This window comes from Paenibacillus sp. 1A_MP2 (genome assembly GCF_052244825.1).
GTDB classification, from domain to species: domain Bacteria; phylum Bacillota; class Bacilli; order Paenibacillales; family Paenibacillaceae; genus Paenibacillus; species Paenibacillus vandeheii.
On record NZ_JBQQCS010000001.1, the window covers coordinates 4,494,413 to 4,512,814 of the forward strand.

The following is an 18,402-nucleotide window of genomic DNA, read 5'->3' on the forward strand; positions in this document are numbered from 1 at the left end:
TTCGATAAGTTGCACTTGGAGCTCATCAGCGCTCGTGCTTTGCTCGAATGAACGGAACCCATGTGTTTAATACACGACTAACTTCCGCAGAGCTGAACGGTTTACTGATAAAATCCTGCATGCCGCATCTCAGACAGGCTTCACGGTCGTTCGCCCCTGCAAAAGCGGTGATGGCAGCAATGACCGGGATTTCAGGATGGGTTTGCCTAATTCTGCTGGTCGCTTCAATCCCATCCATAACGGGCATCTGGATGTCCATAAACAGAAGGTCGTATGATTCCCTTTCCAATGCTTCCACCGCTTCTGCACCGTTCTCCACGATATCACATACACCGCCGAGCTTCCGAAGCATTTCCTCCAGCAAATGACTGTTTAATGACTGATCCTCAACTATAAGTATTTTAATGCCCGCTGCCAGACTTGTTCGATCCAGCTTCAGGTCGTGATCAGCCACCTTTTCAATCCGATCCGTGGACTCATCTTGCCATCGTTCAAGTAACAAAGTGAAATGGAACTCTGCTCCCTCACCTGTCTCACTCTGTACACCAATGGCACCGCCCATCAGTTCCACCAGCTTCTTACTGATGGCCAGCCCGAGGCCCGTGCCTCCATATTTGCGATTGATAGCCGGATCAAGCTGAGAGAAGGACTGGAACAGTTGATGCTGCTTGTTGAACGGAATGCCAATCCCGGTATCTTTGACTGAAACTGACAAGAGAAGGTGATTCTCATCGTAAAATTCCGCTGGCTTAACGTTCGCGTGAACCTGAATGCTTCCCTTCTCCGTGAATTTGACGGCATTGCCTACCAGATTAATTAAAATCTGACGAATCCGTGTTTCATCGCCTCTTACGCGTTCGGGAATCTGTTCGGACATTTCACAGTATAGTTCAATATTTTTTTCGGAAGCTCTAAGCGCGAATAGTTCCATGACCCCGCCAAGAAGGGCTTTGATATCAACTGGCTGGCGTTCGAGATCCATTTTACCTGCTTCAATCTTGCTGAAATCCAAAATTTCATTCAGAATATGCAGCAGTGATTCACCACTGTCGATGATAATATTGGCAAATCCGTTCTGCTCCTCATCCAGCTCTGTTTCTTTTAACAGATGAGCCATGCCCATAATCCCATTCAATGGTGTACGAAGCTCATGACTCATAATCGCCAGGAACTCTGACTTGGCCCGGTCCGCATGCTCTGCCACTTCCTTGGCACGAATGATGTCCTTCACCGATGTCATATCGCGAAAAACGAGTACAGCCCCACGATTGTCTCCCTGATCCATAATCGGTTTCAGTTGGAACTCCGCCAGAAAGCTGGAGCCATCCTGCTTCCAAAAGACTGACTCTGATCGCGGCAGGCTTCGGCCTTCGCGTACCGCTTGGAGAATCGGATTACCATTGGACGGATAAGGAATACCCTCACTTTGCATTTGTAACATAATCTCTTCAAGTGGTTTTCCATTCATTTCAGACGGACAAAAATCCATCATCTCCGTTGCAATCGGATTGGCAAATATCAGGTTTCCGTTCTGATCCAGGCCAATAACTCCCTCAGACATGGCATTGAGAATCAACGCCCGTTCGTTACTGAGATTTTCAATCTCCTCTACATACCTTTTGGACTCCGTAATATCACTGGTTATCCCATAGACGCCAACAACACGATTTTCGAGCAAAATCGGTACATTAATTACACTCGTTTCAATGCGCTGCCCGTCTTTGTGAATCAGCCCTACTTCATAGCGCTGTGCGGTTCCTTTTACAGTCTCTTCAAAGTGATACCTCGTCTTATCCAGGTCAACCGGATCAATGAGATGATCAAAGGGTCTGCTAAGCAGCTCCTCCCTGGTATGGCCTGTCAATTGCTCCTGTCCTGCGTTGGCCTTAATCAAGTTTCCGTCCAAATCTAATGAAGCAACGCCTAGAGGGTTGCAGTCAAACAATGACTGGTATTCCTGAAGACTTAATTGCTGCTGCTTGCTCGCTGTAATATCACGGGTAACAGCGATTATTTCCTGCAGATTTCCCTGCTTGTCATATAGATACTGAGAGATGGTATCCGCCCATACAACCGAACCATCCTTATGCAGGAGCCGATAGCTAATTCGATCAGGGGCAAGACCCTGGATTTGAGCAGCCACGTAAGCCTCGACCAGAGCCACATCGTTGGGGTGAATGCAGAACAGGCCAGATTGACCAATAACTTCTTCCGGATCATATCCCAACATGCTTGTGCTGGCTGGAGATACGTACTTGAACGTTCGTTCCGGATCGGCATGGTGTATGGCAATCAGGTCAAGCGAGGATTCGGCCAATAATCTTGAGATTCGGCTGCTCTCCTCCAACTGCTCACGCTGTATAATCAGTCGATTCTCCGCGTCCTTCTGCTTTGAAATATCCGCTGCCTGCACAAGCAAATAAAGCGGCTCACCGCTCGCTTCGTCCCTGACGATACAGGCTCTTACCGTCACCCACAGAAGAGAATCATCCTTGCGCTTAAGCCGTAGCTCGGTTTCATACATCAGACTTAATCCGTTGGTCATATCCCAGAAGTGGGATCTAAATTCCCCCATTTCCACGTCTTCCTCATAAATCATATGTACGAGAGGGGCGTTAATCAATTCATCTTCACTGAATCCCAGCATCTCGCAAAACGCCGGATTAAGCTGGAGCCAACGTCCGTTCACATGCGAGGCAACAGCAATGCCGATCGGTGCATGTGTGTATAACTGTTCGAACAGAGAGCGATTCTCTGCAATTAGATTCGACACCGCATATCCTCCTTTATTAGGAATCTGAATATATTCCGTATGAACAGATCGACCTGAACATAACTTCATCTATAAGAGATGTACCCCAAATGTAATGATTTATAAACGAGTTGAACAAAAAATCCAGGCCATAATCGACATTCTTATCGTGTGTTCATGCTGTCTGCACCTGCAGACATACAAAACCGCACAACTGGCGTCATATACTACAGAATAACGCGTGCATCCCCGTTTGTACAAGGCTGAACATCCCAATGATACTGGAGGTTATGAATATGATTATTGTTGCGAATCAACCGATTGAGCTGGTGCGTTCGGATTGGTCTGCTTTTGCATGGCACTGGTTACAGCAACTACAGAACAGTCCCACAGTATACACCTATCAATCCATGGATCATCTTCACTTTGAATGGACGCTGCGGGAGTCTCTGGTTGATGCAGCCGAAGCACTGGATCGTAGTGGTGTCAGCTTCGCCTCATTCGAGAAATCCAGGTGTAACCCGGCCTATTGGAATCGAAATGCTCAAGGAGGCTTTGAGCTAAGGGGTGAGGTGACGCCTGCGCAGGGAATCCGGGACATTTGGAAGAATGGTCATTTGTATGCCTTTGAATGCGCAACAGCGACTGTAATTGTTCTGTATGGCGGTGTATTGAACAGCATTCGGGAAGATGATTTCAATTCCCTGTTTCGCAACCTGCTGCTCTATGACTGGCACTATGACAGCGATCTGCGATTAACGGAAAAGAACGGAAGTAACTCTGCGCTTCCTGGAGATGTATTGTACTTCAAAAATCCGGACGTTTCCCCTGAAACACCAGAGTGGCAGGGAGAGAATACCATTATGCTGCGTGAAAATTCATATTATGGACATGGAATCGGGATTGCAAGCGGGGAAGAAATCATTCGTTCATTGAACCAAAATCGTATTCCTGGAAGTACAGTATCAGCCTATTTAATGGATACGGTCATTTATCCAGACTTTTTATATCTGTCCCGATATGCCAAGAATGGTAACAACGGAAATTCACAGACAGCCTCGTCTACCCCGGTCCTGCCGGGACAGTTGTATGTGCGCATTGGCGGCAGCCGTTACTTGCGAACCTAACATAGCTTGAAGTGTATTGGTCATTAGAAGTTCGTTCAGCAGGGTTTAACGACATTCCATGCTGAAAACCCCGTGAAGCAGCAGTTCCACTGTTGCTTCACGGGGTTTTTGGAGCATTTGGGACAGCCAATTCATTAACGACTGGATAGCCCCACCGTTCCATTGTTATTTAGCTAATTTCATTCATCGTTATTATCCAATGGGGTCCAATTGCACAACGACCTGTTTGCCGCTTACCTGAACCCCCGTTGTTTTACTGCCATACTCAGCCAGAGATTTGCACAGCTGTTCTGCCCATTCCTTGCCTGCTGTTCCTTCCTTGGCTCCATGCACTTGGATGACGAACTTCACCGAGTCACCCTTCGTCAGGATGCGCTCTGCCTGAGATTGCTTGGTTTCCCGGTCGTGGTCTTCCATCTGCAGGGTCAGCCGAATCTCCTTCACTTTGCGTTTGTCGGGTGATTTCGCAGCTTTCTTCTTCTCTTGCTGCTTTTCCTGTCTCGCTGCTCCAGCACCAATCAGTTTGCATGGCGGCGGGCTTATCATTAGAGACGTACAGATCAGATCCACTTTGTACTGCTTCGCAAGTGCGAGCGCATCACGGGTAGACATGATGCCCAGATCCTCACCGTTCAGGCCGGTCAGTTGGACCTCAGTCGCTTTAATCTTTTCATTTTTGATCATGGTACATCCTCCTCTACAACAAAAGCCTGTCCTGACCTATGACAGATCAAGAGCAGGCTTGGATGTTGTGAACTGAATATTCATCGTATATCTGGACGTAATGGTTATACGTCGGTTTTGTGCGTCTTGTTCGTCTTACAACGAGTTGAAAGCTTCGGTCAGAACCGGTACAATTTGCGACTTGCGGGATACTACGCCTTTGAGCACCGCTCTGCTATCCGACAATGTTACATTGTATGCTTTCTCTACAGCTTGAGTGGAAGCACCATATGCCAATGCAACAGAATCGTTGTTCAGGATGTCTGTTACGACAAATACGAACAGGTCTAGACCTTTGCTGGAAATAATCGCTTCAATCGCTGCTTCAAGCTCAGGTTGCTTCACAAGCACATCATTCACGTCAACCGCGTTCACTTGTGCAATTTCCACTTTAGCTTGACCCATTACGAATTCTTTGGCATCCAGGGAAATCAGTTCAGCAATCGTTTTCTGGCTCAGATCCGCGCCCGCTTTCAGCATATCCAGACCATAGCTGTCTGCATCCACACCAGCAATGGCAGCCAGTTCACTTGCAGCTGCTACATCCTGCTCTGTGCATGTTGGGGATTTGAACAACAGGGAATCCGAAATAATCGCGGACAGCATCAGACCAGCAATCGGTGCGCTGATTTCCACGCCGTTTTCTTTGTACAATTTATTCAAAATGGTTGCTGTACAACCTACAGGTTCTGCACGGAAATACAAAGGCTGGCTTGTCTCAAAGTTAGCGATCCGATGGTGGTCGATAACTTCAACAACCGTCACTTCCTCAATATCGCTGACACTTTGTTGACGTTCGTTGTGGTCAACCAGGATGACCTTGTTTACTTCATTGGCTGCTGTTTTAATCAGACGTGGCGCTGCCACTTTGAATTGGTCCAATGCAAATTGAGTTTCGCCGTTAACTTCGCCGAGTCGAACAGCCTCAACGTCTTGACCCAATTTTGTTTTCAAGTCTGCATAGGCAATGGCCGAGCAGATCGTATCCGTATCGGGATTTTTGTGACCGAAGATTAATGCTTTTTCCATATTAATAGCCCTCCGTCAATTCTGATTTAGATGAATAAAATGTAATGTTTCAATCATACCCTTACTGATTATAGCGTTAATAAGGCTTAATTCCAATCCCTTTACAGCGAATTAATTACAAAATCATGTCAAGGTCTTGCCTTTATACTCACAGTGAGCACAAATTCTGTTCCGCCCTTTCGATAGCTTCAGTTAGGCTTATGTACGGATTATCATTTCGAAAACGAATGCACAACTCTGCCGTCCCCCAGCTTCGATCCATTGCCGGTATGTAAACCAATCCACATTCTCCAGAAAGTAAAAAGTCAGAGCTTCAACAGGATTTGATTTATACTTTTGTTTAAAATGCTTTATTTGAAATTCGCCGCGTGGATTAAATCTCGGGACCCTGACGGGTCTCTCCTCTTTCACAAAAAAGACCTGCACACTTCCGTCTTCACTGATCTCCAGCAAGTTCAATCTAGCACCATAAGCACATCCACCATCAATGCCAATCTTGTCCCCGCTGGGGTCAAACCAGACACCTGGCTCAGTATGCAAATTTTTGACTGGCGTATGACCGAATACCACCGTCTCCTTGAGCGAGGTTGGTCTTGAATAGAATGGCTCCCGAATCCAAATGAAGTCACGCTCTGACTGGGTCCGCCAATCCTCCACCTCCGGATTAATTCCGGCATGTACAAAGATATAACCAGGAATTTCGTATACAAGGGGAAGCTGTTCCAAAAAACGAAGATGATGCTCATAGTGTGTACGCAGCCTATGCTTGGCTTCAGTATAAGCATCCCAGTCCAACTGCTCATGATCCAAAGAAACCTCGACATAGCTAGCCAGCGTCTGTAAACCGCCATTACGAATCCAGTGTTTGTCATACTCCTCGACATCATGGTTCAGCGCCTTGACCATCATCGCATCATGATTTCCTTTGATCGTAATAATGTCGTACTTCTCATGCATCTGCATGATCTGTTCCACGACCTCTTTGCTCTTCGGCCCGCGGTCCACATAATCACCCAACAAAATCAGCTCGTCCTGCTCTGGATCGTATTCTGCAAGCTCAAGCAGCGTATTGAATTCGTCGTAACAGCCATGAATATCACTAATGACACATCTGCGAATATGAATCTCTCCTCTCCCTGATCACGCAAGAGTATAACCGGAACCTTGTAAGACAAGGCTCCAGCTAGTTCAGAATACTAATTCCCGTTCAGTACCAATTAATCCTGCTTTAAACCAAAGGCTTCCGCTATCAGACTGAATGAACGCAATCGATCCTTGAAGGAATGAATCGCTGACGCAATAATAACCTCATCCGCTTCATAGCGTTCAGCCATTGCCGTAATTTTGTCCTTCACCTGATCCGGTGTACCCACGATGGAAAAAGAACGACGTTGACGGATCTGTTCCATCTCCATGGCCGTAAATGGATAGTTATTCACCGTTTCCAGGGATGGGAATGAGTTCTGCTCCAGACCCCGCCCAAGCCGCAAGAAGAATAACTCATTGCTGCGAGCCAGTTCAGCGGCCGTTTCCTCAGTCTCCGCGCAGAATGCCGACACCGCAATCATGGAATGGGGTTGGTCATTCAGGATGGAAGGCTTGAAATGTCTGCGATAATGCTTCATTGCTTCCTCCCCACCCGGCGTTCCGAAAAATTGGGCAAACGCATAAGCGGTCCCTTGTGCCGCAGCAATTCGCGCACCTTCGGAACTGGAGCCGAGCAGCCACACTTCGGGAACAGTGGGTACGGATGGTCCAGCTACTAGGGAAGCAAATCGATGATCCTCCGGCAGCTGTTCATGAAAATACCCACCCAGATCGGCAATTTGCTGCGGGAAGAATTGTACATTCGATGACTTTCCTTCATTCAGGGCTCTGCTTGCAATAGGCATTCCCCCTGGTGCTCTGCCAATTCCAAGGTCGATTCGGCCGGGGTGCAGCGCTTCCAGCAAACGAAAATTCTCGGCGACTTTATATGCACTGTAATGAGGCAGCATCACGCCCCCTGAACCTACCCGAATTCGATCTGTATGTGCTGCAACGTGCGCAATCATAACTTCCGGACTGGAAAATGACAGTGCCCCGCTGCCGTGATGCTCCGACATCCAGAAGCGGGAGAAGCCCAGCTCATCTGCATGCTTGGCAAGAGTTACGGTTTCCTGAAGGGTATCCTGTACCGTCCGTCCTTCATTAATATGTCCATGTTCTAGTACACTAAGTTTCATCTATATTCATTCCTTTCGTTATCTGCGTTAATGGCTGCAGCTTCCATTGTAACATTATTAATTACAGTTTCAAAGAACATCTCCTTTTCATTACACGTTTAGGATGTACAATGAATAAACAAATAACGCCACCAGCTCCTGAGCCAGTGACGTTATGGTGTTTCATACATAAAAAATTTAATTACGGTGCACGTTTGGGCAGCAGCTTCACATACTCGTCAGATAGCTTCATCAAGCTGAGCACGTGTTCATAATCCGAACGGTACGGCTCCAAATCCGTGACGGGTTCATACGTTTTTAACGAGTAGGCTGTTCCATCATCAAAGCCCGCACCCGGAATAAACATAATGTCATTATTCACAAATGAACCTGTCGGCAAGTAATACCGGATACCGAACGCATTGTGGTCCATGTTAAGTAGATCGTGACCAAAGGCTGTAAATTTCTCTTCCTTCAAGGAAACTCCCATCAGGTTCAACACCGTTGGCATGATATCCAACTGACCGCCAGGCTGTTCAATGACTTGCCCTTTTGCCTGTTTTGGCGTATGGATCAAGAGCGGGATGTTGAAACGACTTACTTTACCGTCATATGGCACGCCCAGATTGGTCTGGATCTGCTGTGTAATCTCATCGTTTGCTGGCAAACCGAAATGGTCCCCGTATATCACAAGTGTTGTGTTATCCCATAATCCGTTCGCCTTGAGGTCATTGATCAACTGACCTACCGCATAGTCCGTATAATTGATCGCTTGCAAGTAATCGTGCAGCAACGTATTGGTGATTGTGGCCGGGATGGTAATTCTAGCTCGGTCCGCAGGAACCGTAAACGGCGAGTGGCTGGATGCTGTAATGAACTGCGCATAGAATGGCTGATTAGCAGCCTGATGTGCATTCATTTTTTCCATACCTACACGATATAGCTCCTCATCCGATGGTCCAAAATCATTAAACTTATCATTCTCGAAGCTGGGCTTGTCGAAGTACCGATTGAATCCAAGTGCCGGATACATTTTGTTTCGGTTCCAGAAGGTGACGTCATTGACGTGGAACGTCTCCGACTCATATCCTTCTTTACCAAGCAGTTTTGGCAGACTTGGCAGATCACGGTCACTATACCCTGCTGACATGGGTACAACCCCGGTTGGATAGATGGAAGTGTTCGACATAAACTCGGCATCCGATGTATTTCCCTGTCCGATCTGCTGGAAAAAATGAGAGAAATAATAGCTTTCTTTAGCCAGATCATTCAGAACCGGGGTTAATACCTGACCGTCCAGGGAAGCATTGATCGGGAAATTTTGAAATGACTCCAGTTGGAGGACAATCAGATTACTTCCCTTGGCCTGACCAAAATATTTGGCTTTAATCGCCGTGCCCTGACTGGACTTCTCCTGGTACGGATACTTGCTAACCAGTTGATTAATCTTGTCGATCGTCTCATTAATGTTGCCATTCGCAATGGCTTCATTCTCTTTGCTCGTCAGTATCGCTGATGACACCTGATAATTCAGGAAACCGAGGTTTTCGGCACGAACCAGCTCATTATCAATCGTTTCCCCTTTAACAATGAAACTGCCTGACAGCGTGATGCAGAACGCAGCGGTCAGGGCTACTCCCAACTTGCCCCAATACCGTCTCCGGCTTCTGCCGAAATGGAGTCCACTGTCGCGATAGCTGCTATTACGGCCTGAGGTACGACGACTGCGGAGGATAAACCATACCGGTACAGCCAGTACGATGTCCACAAAAAATAGGAAGTGCTCAGGTCGTACCAAAGGTCCGATACTTCCTCTCACCTGAGCAACCTGGCCGATCTCGCTCAGTGCCGTATATGTGGGAACCGAACTGAAATGTACGTTATAGAGTGTCGCCGCGAATAATACCAGCGAGAACAACACATTGAAGCCTCCGTACACTGCACGCTTCCAGCCTTTTGGCACGATCAGATCGAGGATACATACCACGGTCAGGGCCCCCAATGCGTCAGTAACGAAACCGATGCCAGAAAGTCCATGGAAAAAGAAATACCGCAAAAGCGACAACTTCAGCAGCATAAGAATAAATAACACGATAAATAAGGTCCGTGATGAGGTCCGCTCATTTTTGGAATTAAACATGGTCGCTTTCAACCCTTATCTGAAATTTTTACGTTCATTTTACAAAACGCATATTTCAGTATAACAGTTTTATGGTTTGTATTCCATGAGGGGATATAGAAAGCTTAAGCTATCGTCGATATATCTACGTCCTGCCTGTTTTCGTTGTGATTCTGCTTCTCGGCAAGGAGTGCCGCCTGTGCAGCAGCGATACGGGCAAGCGGCACCTGTTCTGGCAGACAGCTCACATAATCCAGACCAATATGGTGGCAAAAAGCAATGGAAGCCGGATCGGCTGCATTCTCACCACAAATGCCTGCTTTCAGATGCGGTTTCCGAATTCGGCCCTGAACGAGAGCCATCTCTACTAGTTGCCCCACCCCGTCGATGTCCAATACCTGAAATGGATTGCTGGGCATTGAACGTTGCTGCTCGGCAAAATGAAGGAATGACTTCTCCGTATTGTGACGGCTGTAACCGAACGTCATCTGTGTCAGGTCATCGGTGCCAAACGAGAAGAAGTCCGCATGTCGGGCAATATGTGCTGCGGTCAGTGCCGCTCGTGGAACTTCTATTCGCGCGCCTACTCTGTAGAGACAGTGACGCTTCTCCTCTCCAAGCACCTGATCCGCTACATGATCCACCAGCTCTCTCATATCCTGAAGTTCATTGGCATGCCCCACCAAAGGAATCATAATTTCGGGCCGCACCCACAGCCCTTGGCGGATACCCTTCACCGCTGCACGAAAGATTGCTTCAAGCTGCATATCGTAGATTTCCGGGAACACGGTTCCCAGTCGACAGTCCTGCTGTCCTAGCAACGGATATTGTTCATGCAATTCCAGCACCCTGCGGATGACACGATCAAGCTCCTGCACTTCGGTGTTATTTTCCTCTAATTTGCTGAGAGCCAAATGCTCACGTCGTTCGTTTAACCTTTCAATATCAGGCAGCAGCTCATGCAGCGGTGGATCGAGCAATCGAATGGTTACCGGATAACCATCCATCACTTCGAAGAGTTGTTCAAAATCAGCCTGCTGCATCGGCAGCAGACGTTCCAGTCCGCGTTTGCGCTCAGCTTCACTGTCTGCCAGAATCATTTTCTGTACAAAAGGAAATCTCGAAGCAGACAATAACAATTGTTCTGTTCGACACAAGCCAATGCCCTCAGCCCCTAACGCGCGGGCCTTCATGGCGTCCTTGGGATGATCCACATTCGATAGTATTGTAAGTGCCTTCATTTCATCAGCCCATTCGAGCAGAAGCTGCAGCTCTGGTAATAAAGTTGAAGATGTTTTCAGCATTTCCGTCACATGCCATGGCTGGATACGTAATATTGCATCCTCCTTAGTAATAATCCCTCCATCCACGAGATCTACAGTACTCCTCAGCGCAGCCTTCGAGGTTAGCCTCGCTTCACTGATTCCCACCAGATACAGCGCCCCTGAATCCACAGCGAACTGGATCTCCTGTACCTCATTCGTGCGGGACTCCAGATAACCGCAAGCATCCTGCAGAAGTGCATACAGTTCGGGCTCTTCTCTCCGCAACTCATCCAGTCCTTCATTAAAACCTTCGGATGCAGCAGATGAAACGTAATCCCCTGTCATGCCTCGTTCCCCGGTACCCGGATGACGGGAATATACCGTGCCGATCCCGCTGTGGTCACCACGCTCGCCATTGACCATCATCTGTATAAGAACAGCTGCTCCTTGAGTTTCATCCGAGAAATGAGAGGATTTCCGAAGAAGCTCTTGTTGGGAATTGGGCCGTAAAACACGATGTGCATCAGAGATTACCCGCATCGCTTCTTTTAACTGTAACTGTACATCCTGAGGGAAAGGATGATACCCTCTCTCTTCTATTAAACGTTTATATTCCGCGATGGCGAATTCCAGCTTCGCTTCATCGAGTATCGAGATGTCTTCCAATTTTTCTTCAAAAAGGGCATACGGAATGTCGTGTACCAGCTGACCATAATCCTGCAAAAAAATCCGATAACAATTCAGGGCATACGGACGATCATTGGTTTGCCTTGCGAGCCCCTCCACCGTCATATCATTCAGTCCTACATGAAGCAAAGCATGAGAAGCTGTATTACGGGAACACGTTTCACTTGACCGGACGGCAAGCAGCAGCGGTGCTAAGGAATCGCCGAAGAATTTGCCGGATTGCTGCTCAAGATGCTGAATTGCGCTGCCAATCTCTTGGGCTCCTTCAGCTGAAAGAGGTGCACGACGGGTACAGAACGCGCGACAGCCTTCCTCTGTTACAATGAACCCGGCCGGAATGGGCCAACCTGCCTGGAGCATCGCTGCAAGTCCAGCCCCTTTACTGCCCATCAGCCCTTTCATCTCTGCCGTACCTTCTTCCAATAGAACTACCCGTTTCGTCATTACAGCGCTCCCATCTGCCAATACTTGGCTGTGCTTAAAAGGAAATTCGGTCGCTCGAATTATCCTTTATCTAATGGTATGTCGCAATACGGCAGTCAAGGACATTTGCTTCCTCTTTTTGTGCCTGAATTGAAGTTGTATGGCGGGTGCTCATATATGGTAATATAAAGCTTGACTCAATCTAAAAAGCTTCACCCAAAGATATACCTGCTTCACCCATGATTCAACTACGTTTATAAGGAGTGTAAATCAATGTTTACTCAAGTCGGGCAAATTATGTTGTATGTAAACGATCAGGACAAGGCTCTTCAATTTTGGACGGAAAAAGCAGGTTTCCATGTTGTTAATGAAGTCAATGGAAATGGCATGCGCTGGATCGAGATTGCTCCTGTGAAGGATGCTCAGACTACCATTATCCTCCACGACAAGGAATTCGTTGCCAAAATGTCCCCTGAATTAAACCTTGGCACACCATCTCTTATGCTTTTCACAGATAACCTGGATCAACTTTACACTCACTTATCCAATAAACAAGTTACGGTTGGCGAGATTGTAACGATGCCTGGCGGAAGAGTATTCAACTTTGCAGATGATGAAAACAATTACTTTGCGGTTATGGAGAAAAACTAAATCTCCTGGCTCAAAGAGAGTATCACACCAAAAAGCCCGTTCAGTAGTGAACAGGCTTTTTTTCTATATATTTTACTCCATTGCAAACCTACCTGCATCCAGTTTTATGCTAATTTATAAAAATCATCTAATTTATTGCATATTCACTTTTATTGGTTATGCAGCACCACATATTACCCGTTTCTAACGTTAAAGATTTGAGTTAAATTACATACTATAGCGTTTTAAAGGAGGCTTCGATATGTGCGGAAGATTCACGATTACAGATCCAATCGAAGAAATTATGGACAGGTACTATGCTTCTATTGCTGAAGGATTTGAGTACAAACCTAATTACAACGCTGCGCCTATGCAATTCATCCCGACAATTATCGGTAGCAAAGACGGTAATCGATTGGGGTCGCTCCGATGGGGTCTAGTTCCTAATTGGGCCAAGGATGAAAAAATAGGCAATAAGATGATTAACGCCCGTGCAGAAACACTCACAGAGAAACCAGCCTTTAAACGCCTGATCAGTTCCAAGCGTTGTATTATCCCATGCTCGGGATTTTATGAATGGAAAAAGGATGGATCCGTAAAGCAACCCATGCGGATTTTAATGAAAGATGACTCCATCTTCTCGCTTGCTGGCCTATATGATACTTGGATTGATCCAGAAGGTAAAAAGCTTTCAACTTGCACTATCATTACTACTGAACCTAACCGTCTTATGGCGGACATCCACGATCGTATGCCAGTCATTCTCCGGCCGCAAGATGAAGCGGATTGGCTAAACAAGGAATCGGACAAGGAAAGCGTTCTGAGGCTTCTCAGCCCGTATGAAGCCGATGAAATGATAGCATACAAGGTGGATTCTGCAGTAGGTAATGTGCGAAATAATAACGAGGAATTGATCAAAGAGGTCAGTTAAGAATAATTTAGTCCTCCCGTGTTATCTAATTCAGCCCAAATACCGCAGTATATCGTCGATTTTCTTCCCATGGGAGATGACACCATAATTCATCCAGGTCATAAAATCCACCTCATATACGTGACCGCTTTTCACTGCAGGCAGCCGCTTCCACTCATCACTTTCCAAGAGCTTCCGTTCCTCTCGGGGATAGGCAGAATCCATATTATCAAATGTGATAAAGAGATGATCTGCCTCAAGCTGACTCAGCTGCTCCAGCTCAATGCTGATTCTTCTACTTTGATGTGCCCATTGTTGTACACAGAAATGCGGAGTTAATCCTAGATCTTGATACAATACAGGACCTACGTAACCGAACTGGTTCCCATAGAGTGTAATTTCCGATGCAGAAATACGCAAAAAAGCGACGGTTTTTCCACGCATATGTCGTGTCAAAAGTTTCTTGGCTTCCTGCGCCTTTTCCTCATAATCACCTATTACATCCTGCACCCGGCTTACCTTTCCCAGCACATCCGCAGTGGATTTCAAAATGGAACGCCAGTCCTCACCCCAATGTTCCAGGTAAAACGTCGGTGCTACCTGCTCGAAGCGCTCCAGATTCCATCTTTCAAAGCCCTTGTTCAGCATAATAAATTCGGGGGTATTCGCCACATTAAACTGGGCATCTTGCTGGCTCACGTCGAATTCCGGTACATCATCCAATCCTAAATAGTGTTGTCTGCCCCAGGAACGATGGGAATATTGCAACATCGGCCTTACTCCAAGGGCCAGTACAAAGTCTTCCAGATAAGGTGCAAATACACGCGCGTCTTGACGATGATGACGCCGATACAATCCTGGTGAAATGCCAGCATACTGCTTAAAGCGACGGCCGAAATAATACTCGTTATTAAATCCCACATTCTGAGCAATATCATGCATACGATCATCCGTCAGTTGCAGTAGCTGTTTGGAGCGTTCCAACCGAACAGCATTCACATAGTCAAGCGGAAGTTTACCCGTAATTTCTTTGAATTGTCGAGTATAACTGGCCCTGGTGAGCCGGATATCAGCCGCTAAATCGTCAACCGTTATGGCCTGATTATAGTGTTCGCGAATATAACGAATGGAACGTTGAAGTCGTACGCGATCATTCGGTTCCTCGTTCTCGGGATCACTTTGCCGAAGCAAGGTCCTGAACCATTCCTGAAAGCGTAGTTGTACCTCCCACTGTTCCAGCCAATCACAAGTTGTCTGTTGGCGTAATAATTGTGCTAGGGGTTCCAAACAGGAACTCCATGGACTGTAATTCAGCTCGGTAAGAGATAACGATCCTTGGATATCTATCCCTTTAACAAATCCATGCTGCTCAGTAGTGTCTCCAATTTTCATACGGTTCGAAGTATCCTCTTTCACCTCAGCCACCGTCAGATCCAGTTTATAAAATTGCAATTCATTTTCAGTCCCAGTAGAATCTTCGATGACAATGGATTTTCCAACGGGAACAAATATAATCATTCCTTTTTCCATACGGATTTCCCTGTCCGAGCAGGCCATTGAACCATTTCCACACGTCACAACGAATAAGGAATGTGAGTCAGACATCGGGTATGCGAGCCGTTTCAGTATATTGGGCTTATTGCGATCTACGTATTCTATATGTCGAAGCATGCATAACCAGGGCTTGGGAATCAGCTGTACAATCGTGGGACACATATTCATCTTCCTTAATTGAGAATTGTTATCATTTGAATTAGTGTAAACGAAAAAGAAAGCTCTTCAACCCTGAGGGAAGAACTTTCTTATGGAGAAGGCTTATGGCGTCATTTTTTGCAAGAGATCATCAATCTTCATTGTGTTTGCCGTAATCGCACCTGATTGCCAATATGACCTTTCCATCATGTACACCTGGTTGTTTTTAACTGCCGGAAGAGATTGCCACAGCTTGCTATCTAGCACCTTCAAAGCTTCCTTGTTCTCGGGGGATGACCATTCTCCATTGGACGGAAATACAATAATATGATCCGCATCAAGCTCTGGAAAAGCCTCTTCAGAAAGGATTTCCTGATATTCTTCCATGTTGCCGACCAGTGGATGAGGCGTTAGACCAAGCTCTGAATAAATAAATCCGGTAAATCGATTTTTCACGCCGAACAATGCCAATGTATTATTGCTAATATTCAGTCGGACAACCGCTACGGTCTCATCCCCGACTGCTTCCTGAAGCTTCGCCTTAGCGTCTGCAATCTTGGCCTCAAATGCCGCAACAACTTCTTTACCCTTGTCCGGTTTACCAACAACATCGGCAATGGTCGTCAAGATTTGATTGGAATCCTGCAAAATGTCTTCTGGCAAACGGTACGTCGGCGCCACCTTTGAATACATTTCATATTTCTCCATGTCCACTCCACCATCCACAATGATGAGATCCGGATCATACTGCAACAAAGCCTCAATGCTACCTGTAGTATCAAATTGCGGCACATCCAGATCCAGATATTCCTGCACACCCCACATCGGATTATACCACTGTACTACAGGTGTGATATCAAGAGCCTTGAGATAATCCTCCACATAGATACCAGCAATCCGCTGCGGATGCACCGGAATCGTCACATCACCGAATTCATCCTGAACGACACGCGTCTCTGCTTCTTTTTCTGTTGTTTCAGATGTACTTCCATCCGATACTGCGGTCCCAGATGCAGGAGCCTGTTCTGCCTTTGACTCGGAGTTTGCCCCACATCCTGTTATAACTACAACCATGAGTAGCAGGGTGATCGTCCACCCTTTGAACCCTCTACTGGATCTTACCATGATACTCTTCACCCCTATGTAATCTGTTGTTGTATCGGTGAGAACACATTTTTATAAATAATGATTATCATTCTCACTCGATGCTTAGATGAATTGTACCTTATGCTGTGTAAGACCCACAATACACATTTGAAGCTATTTTTTTATACAAACGTAAAGAATACACTGACCCTTCCCCCGCTTAACGCAGGGGCAATGTACCTTGTTGATAACAATCCTACTCATCTGGCCTCTCTCCTCCAACCGGTGCTGTTAAATACATCTCAGGAATCACAAAACGCTTCATTACATGTTCCTCATCCGCCGTAAAATGATCCAATGCAAGATCCTGATATTCGTTCAGGACATGTTCAAAAATACGAGCAATCACAACACAATCGGCCAAGGCATTGTGCCTGTGAATGCCGTCTGTGTTCAGGTCGTAATACCGGATCAGGAAATCGGTAGAGATGACCTCGGAGATTTCAGGATGTATATAAGTGAACATCGCTTTTGTATCCAAAACCGGATTGGAAAACATCAGCAGCCCATTTATATCACAATGCCGTTTCAACATGGGCAGATCATACTCATACCCCGCCTGCGTTACTAATACCTTATCCCCGATGAATTCCAGAAAAGACGAATAAGCTTCTGCAAACGAAGGCGCCTGAATCATATCTTCATTTGAAATCCCCGTTAACTTCGCCACCGCTTCTGGAATCGGTTTAGAGGCACGTACAAGTGAAGTGAATGATGAATCTAATGATTCCCCTTTTTCATCTAGTCCAGCCGCGTAATTCTCGTCATTTGCTGTGTTGGTGTTATCCAGATTCGACATACAAAATACTCGGGTAGTTGATCTACGAATGACTCTATGAAAGGAACACTCGGCGCATAGAAGAAGGAACCTCCTGGTTTTAGCGCTCTTAATAGCTCCATATATTTCTGAGCATATGCTTCTGGTTCGCCGTCTGCCTTGAGATGATGATGTGTAAAATGGTTGGAGAATGCCAAATGGGATATTATTGTCCCCCACTGTTCCTCTTCAAAAGAAGATTCCATCCAGCCCATACGTCGCAAAAACGGCCGATCCTCCGATTCCTCCACCTGTCTGTCCATCCCATAGGCTTCTATCTTTTTACCACGTAAAAATTGGACCAAATTGGCCTGCGGACCGCAACCAAGATCAAGCACAGGCGTATGCAGGTCCTCTACATCCAAGCCGAGCCAGGATACCTGCAGATCCGCCGAGTACTCCTCACAAGGCACCCAGAACAGATGTGGATCCATCGCATATTTTTTAAACAATTCCTCGCCGTTGGTCTGTATTAGAAATGTTTTTAACTGTTGATAATGCTTCTGAAAAAACTGCTGCATTACTTCTTCTCCAGCCTCCTCGTCCTGCAAAAGACACCAGATCCGCATAAATTGATCTTTATATAATTCTGCCAGTTGCAACTTGTCTTTGCTCGTAAACTGCATAAACTGGTTCACCTGGATAAATTGGCGGATTCCTTGCTCAGCTAGTTTATTTGTATAATGATTCAATAATCCATCTGCAATAATACATTCTAATGCTTTTGCCACTTGAGCGCGATATTCCAATAGCCAGTACAACGTTCGCGGAGATGGCCCTAATGCAGACTTGCCCCGATTATAAAATAAACTCTTATTGTCATTAAAACGGATTTGTTGCTCCAAAACGGACCCTATCAACTTGAGGTTCATTATGAT

Annotated in this window: 14 protein-coding genes; 3 read left to right on the forward strand and 11 right to left on the reverse strand. The window is 46.3% G+C overall.

From position 1 onward, the window contains the following. Positions 1-25: 25 nt before the first annotated feature. Positions 26-2,773 (reverse strand): PAS domain S-box protein, encoded by a 2,748-nt coding sequence (locus ACTWJ7_RS21865; RefSeq protein ID WP_301878994.1) that lies wholly within the window; start codon positions 2,771-2,773, stop codon positions 26-28. Between the two features lie 275 nt (positions 2,774-3,048). Here ACTWJ7_RS21865 and ACTWJ7_RS21870 point away from each other — a divergent pair, with 275 nt between their 5' ends. After that, the gene (locus tag ACTWJ7_RS21870; RefSeq protein WP_079344188.1) at positions 3,049-3,879 is read left to right on the forward strand and encodes a protein-glutamine gamma-glutamyltransferase; all 831 of its coding nucleotides are present in this window, start codon (positions 3,049-3,051) and stop codon (positions 3,877-3,879) included. 192 nt (positions 3,880-4,071) lie between these two features. Here the strand turns inward: ACTWJ7_RS21870 and infC are convergent, their stop codons facing one another. The 6 genes from infC to ACTWJ7_RS21900 form a co-directional block, all read right to left on the reverse strand. Next, positions 4,072-4,563, reverse strand: coding sequence for a translation initiation factor IF-3 (gene infC, locus ACTWJ7_RS21875; protein ID WP_301878995.1), 492 nt, complete (start codon positions 4,561-4,563; stop codon positions 4,072-4,074). Positions 4,564-4,698: 135 nt separating this feature from the next. Further along, positions 4,699-5,631 (reverse strand): manganese-dependent inorganic pyrophosphatase, encoded by a 933-nt coding sequence (locus ACTWJ7_RS21880; RefSeq protein WP_301878996.1) that lies wholly within the window; start codon positions 5,629-5,631, stop codon positions 4,699-4,701. A 198-nt stretch (positions 5,632-5,829) separates the two neighbouring features. Further along, positions 5,830-6,756 carry a metallophosphoesterase family protein gene (locus ACTWJ7_RS21885; RefSeq protein ID WP_443146406.1) on the reverse strand — a complete coding sequence of 309 codons (927 nt, stop codon included), beginning with the start codon at positions 6,754-6,756 and terminating at the stop codon, positions 5,830-5,832. Between the two features lie 92 nt (positions 6,757-6,848). Further along, complete coding sequence (locus ACTWJ7_RS21890; RefSeq protein ID WP_301878997.1) at positions 6,849-7,856, reverse strand: LLM class flavin-dependent oxidoreductase; 1,008 nt, start codon at positions 7,854-7,856, stop codon at positions 6,849-6,851. A gap of 181 nt (positions 7,857-8,037) precedes the next feature. Beyond that, positions 8,038-9,975 (reverse strand): LTA synthase family protein, encoded by a 1,938-nt coding sequence (locus tag ACTWJ7_RS21895; RefSeq protein WP_301878998.1) that lies wholly within the window; start codon positions 9,973-9,975, stop codon positions 8,038-8,040. Between the two features lie 104 nt (positions 9,976-10,079). Next, positions 10,080-12,350, reverse strand: coding sequence for a putative PEP-binding protein (locus ACTWJ7_RS21900; RefSeq protein ID WP_301879000.1), 2,271 nt, complete (start codon positions 12,348-12,350; stop codon positions 10,080-10,082). 252 nt (positions 12,351-12,602) lie between these two features. Here ACTWJ7_RS21900 and ACTWJ7_RS21905 point away from each other — a divergent pair, with 252 nt between their 5' ends. Both ACTWJ7_RS21905 and ACTWJ7_RS21910 read left to right on the forward strand, forming a co-directional pair. Next, on the forward strand, positions 12,603-12,980 hold the full coding sequence (locus ACTWJ7_RS21905) for a VOC family protein (protein WP_024631833.1): 378 nt from the start codon (positions 12,603-12,605) through the stop codon (positions 12,978-12,980). 241 nt (positions 12,981-13,221) lie between these two features. Continuing rightward, complete coding sequence (locus ACTWJ7_RS21910) at positions 13,222-13,890, forward strand: SOS response-associated peptidase (protein ID WP_301879002.1); 669 nt, start codon at positions 13,222-13,224, stop codon at positions 13,888-13,890. A 30-nt stretch (positions 13,891-13,920) separates the two neighbouring features. Here ACTWJ7_RS21910 and ACTWJ7_RS21915 read toward each other — a convergent pair whose 3' ends face one another. The 4 genes from ACTWJ7_RS21915 to ACTWJ7_RS21930 all read right to left on the reverse strand — a co-directional run bounded on the left by ACTWJ7_RS21915 (position 13,921) and on the right by ACTWJ7_RS21930 (position 18,396). Continuing rightward, entirely contained in the window at positions 13,921-15,399 is a 1,479-nt protein-coding gene (locus ACTWJ7_RS21915) for an AraC family transcriptional regulator (RefSeq protein ID WP_301879003.1), read from the reverse strand. A gap of 285 nt (positions 15,400-15,684) precedes the next feature. Further along, complete coding sequence (locus ACTWJ7_RS21920) at positions 15,685-16,686, reverse strand: ABC transporter substrate-binding protein (protein WP_301879004.1); 1,002 nt, start codon at positions 16,684-16,686, stop codon at positions 15,685-15,687. A 217-nt stretch (positions 16,687-16,903) separates the two neighbouring features. Beyond that, positions 16,904-17,506: a 3'-5' exonuclease gene (locus ACTWJ7_RS21925; RefSeq protein WP_301879005.1), complete on the reverse strand. Its 603-nt coding sequence runs from the start codon at positions 17,504-17,506 to the stop codon at positions 16,904-16,906. Beyond that, a complete protein-coding gene (locus ACTWJ7_RS21930) occupies positions 17,449-18,396 on the reverse strand; it encodes a class I SAM-dependent methyltransferase (protein ID WP_301879006.1) in 948 nt (315 codons plus the stop codon). Before ACTWJ7_RS21930 ends, ACTWJ7_RS21925 begins: the two co-directional genes overlap by 58 nt. Positions 18,397-18,402: the final 6 nt, after the last annotated feature.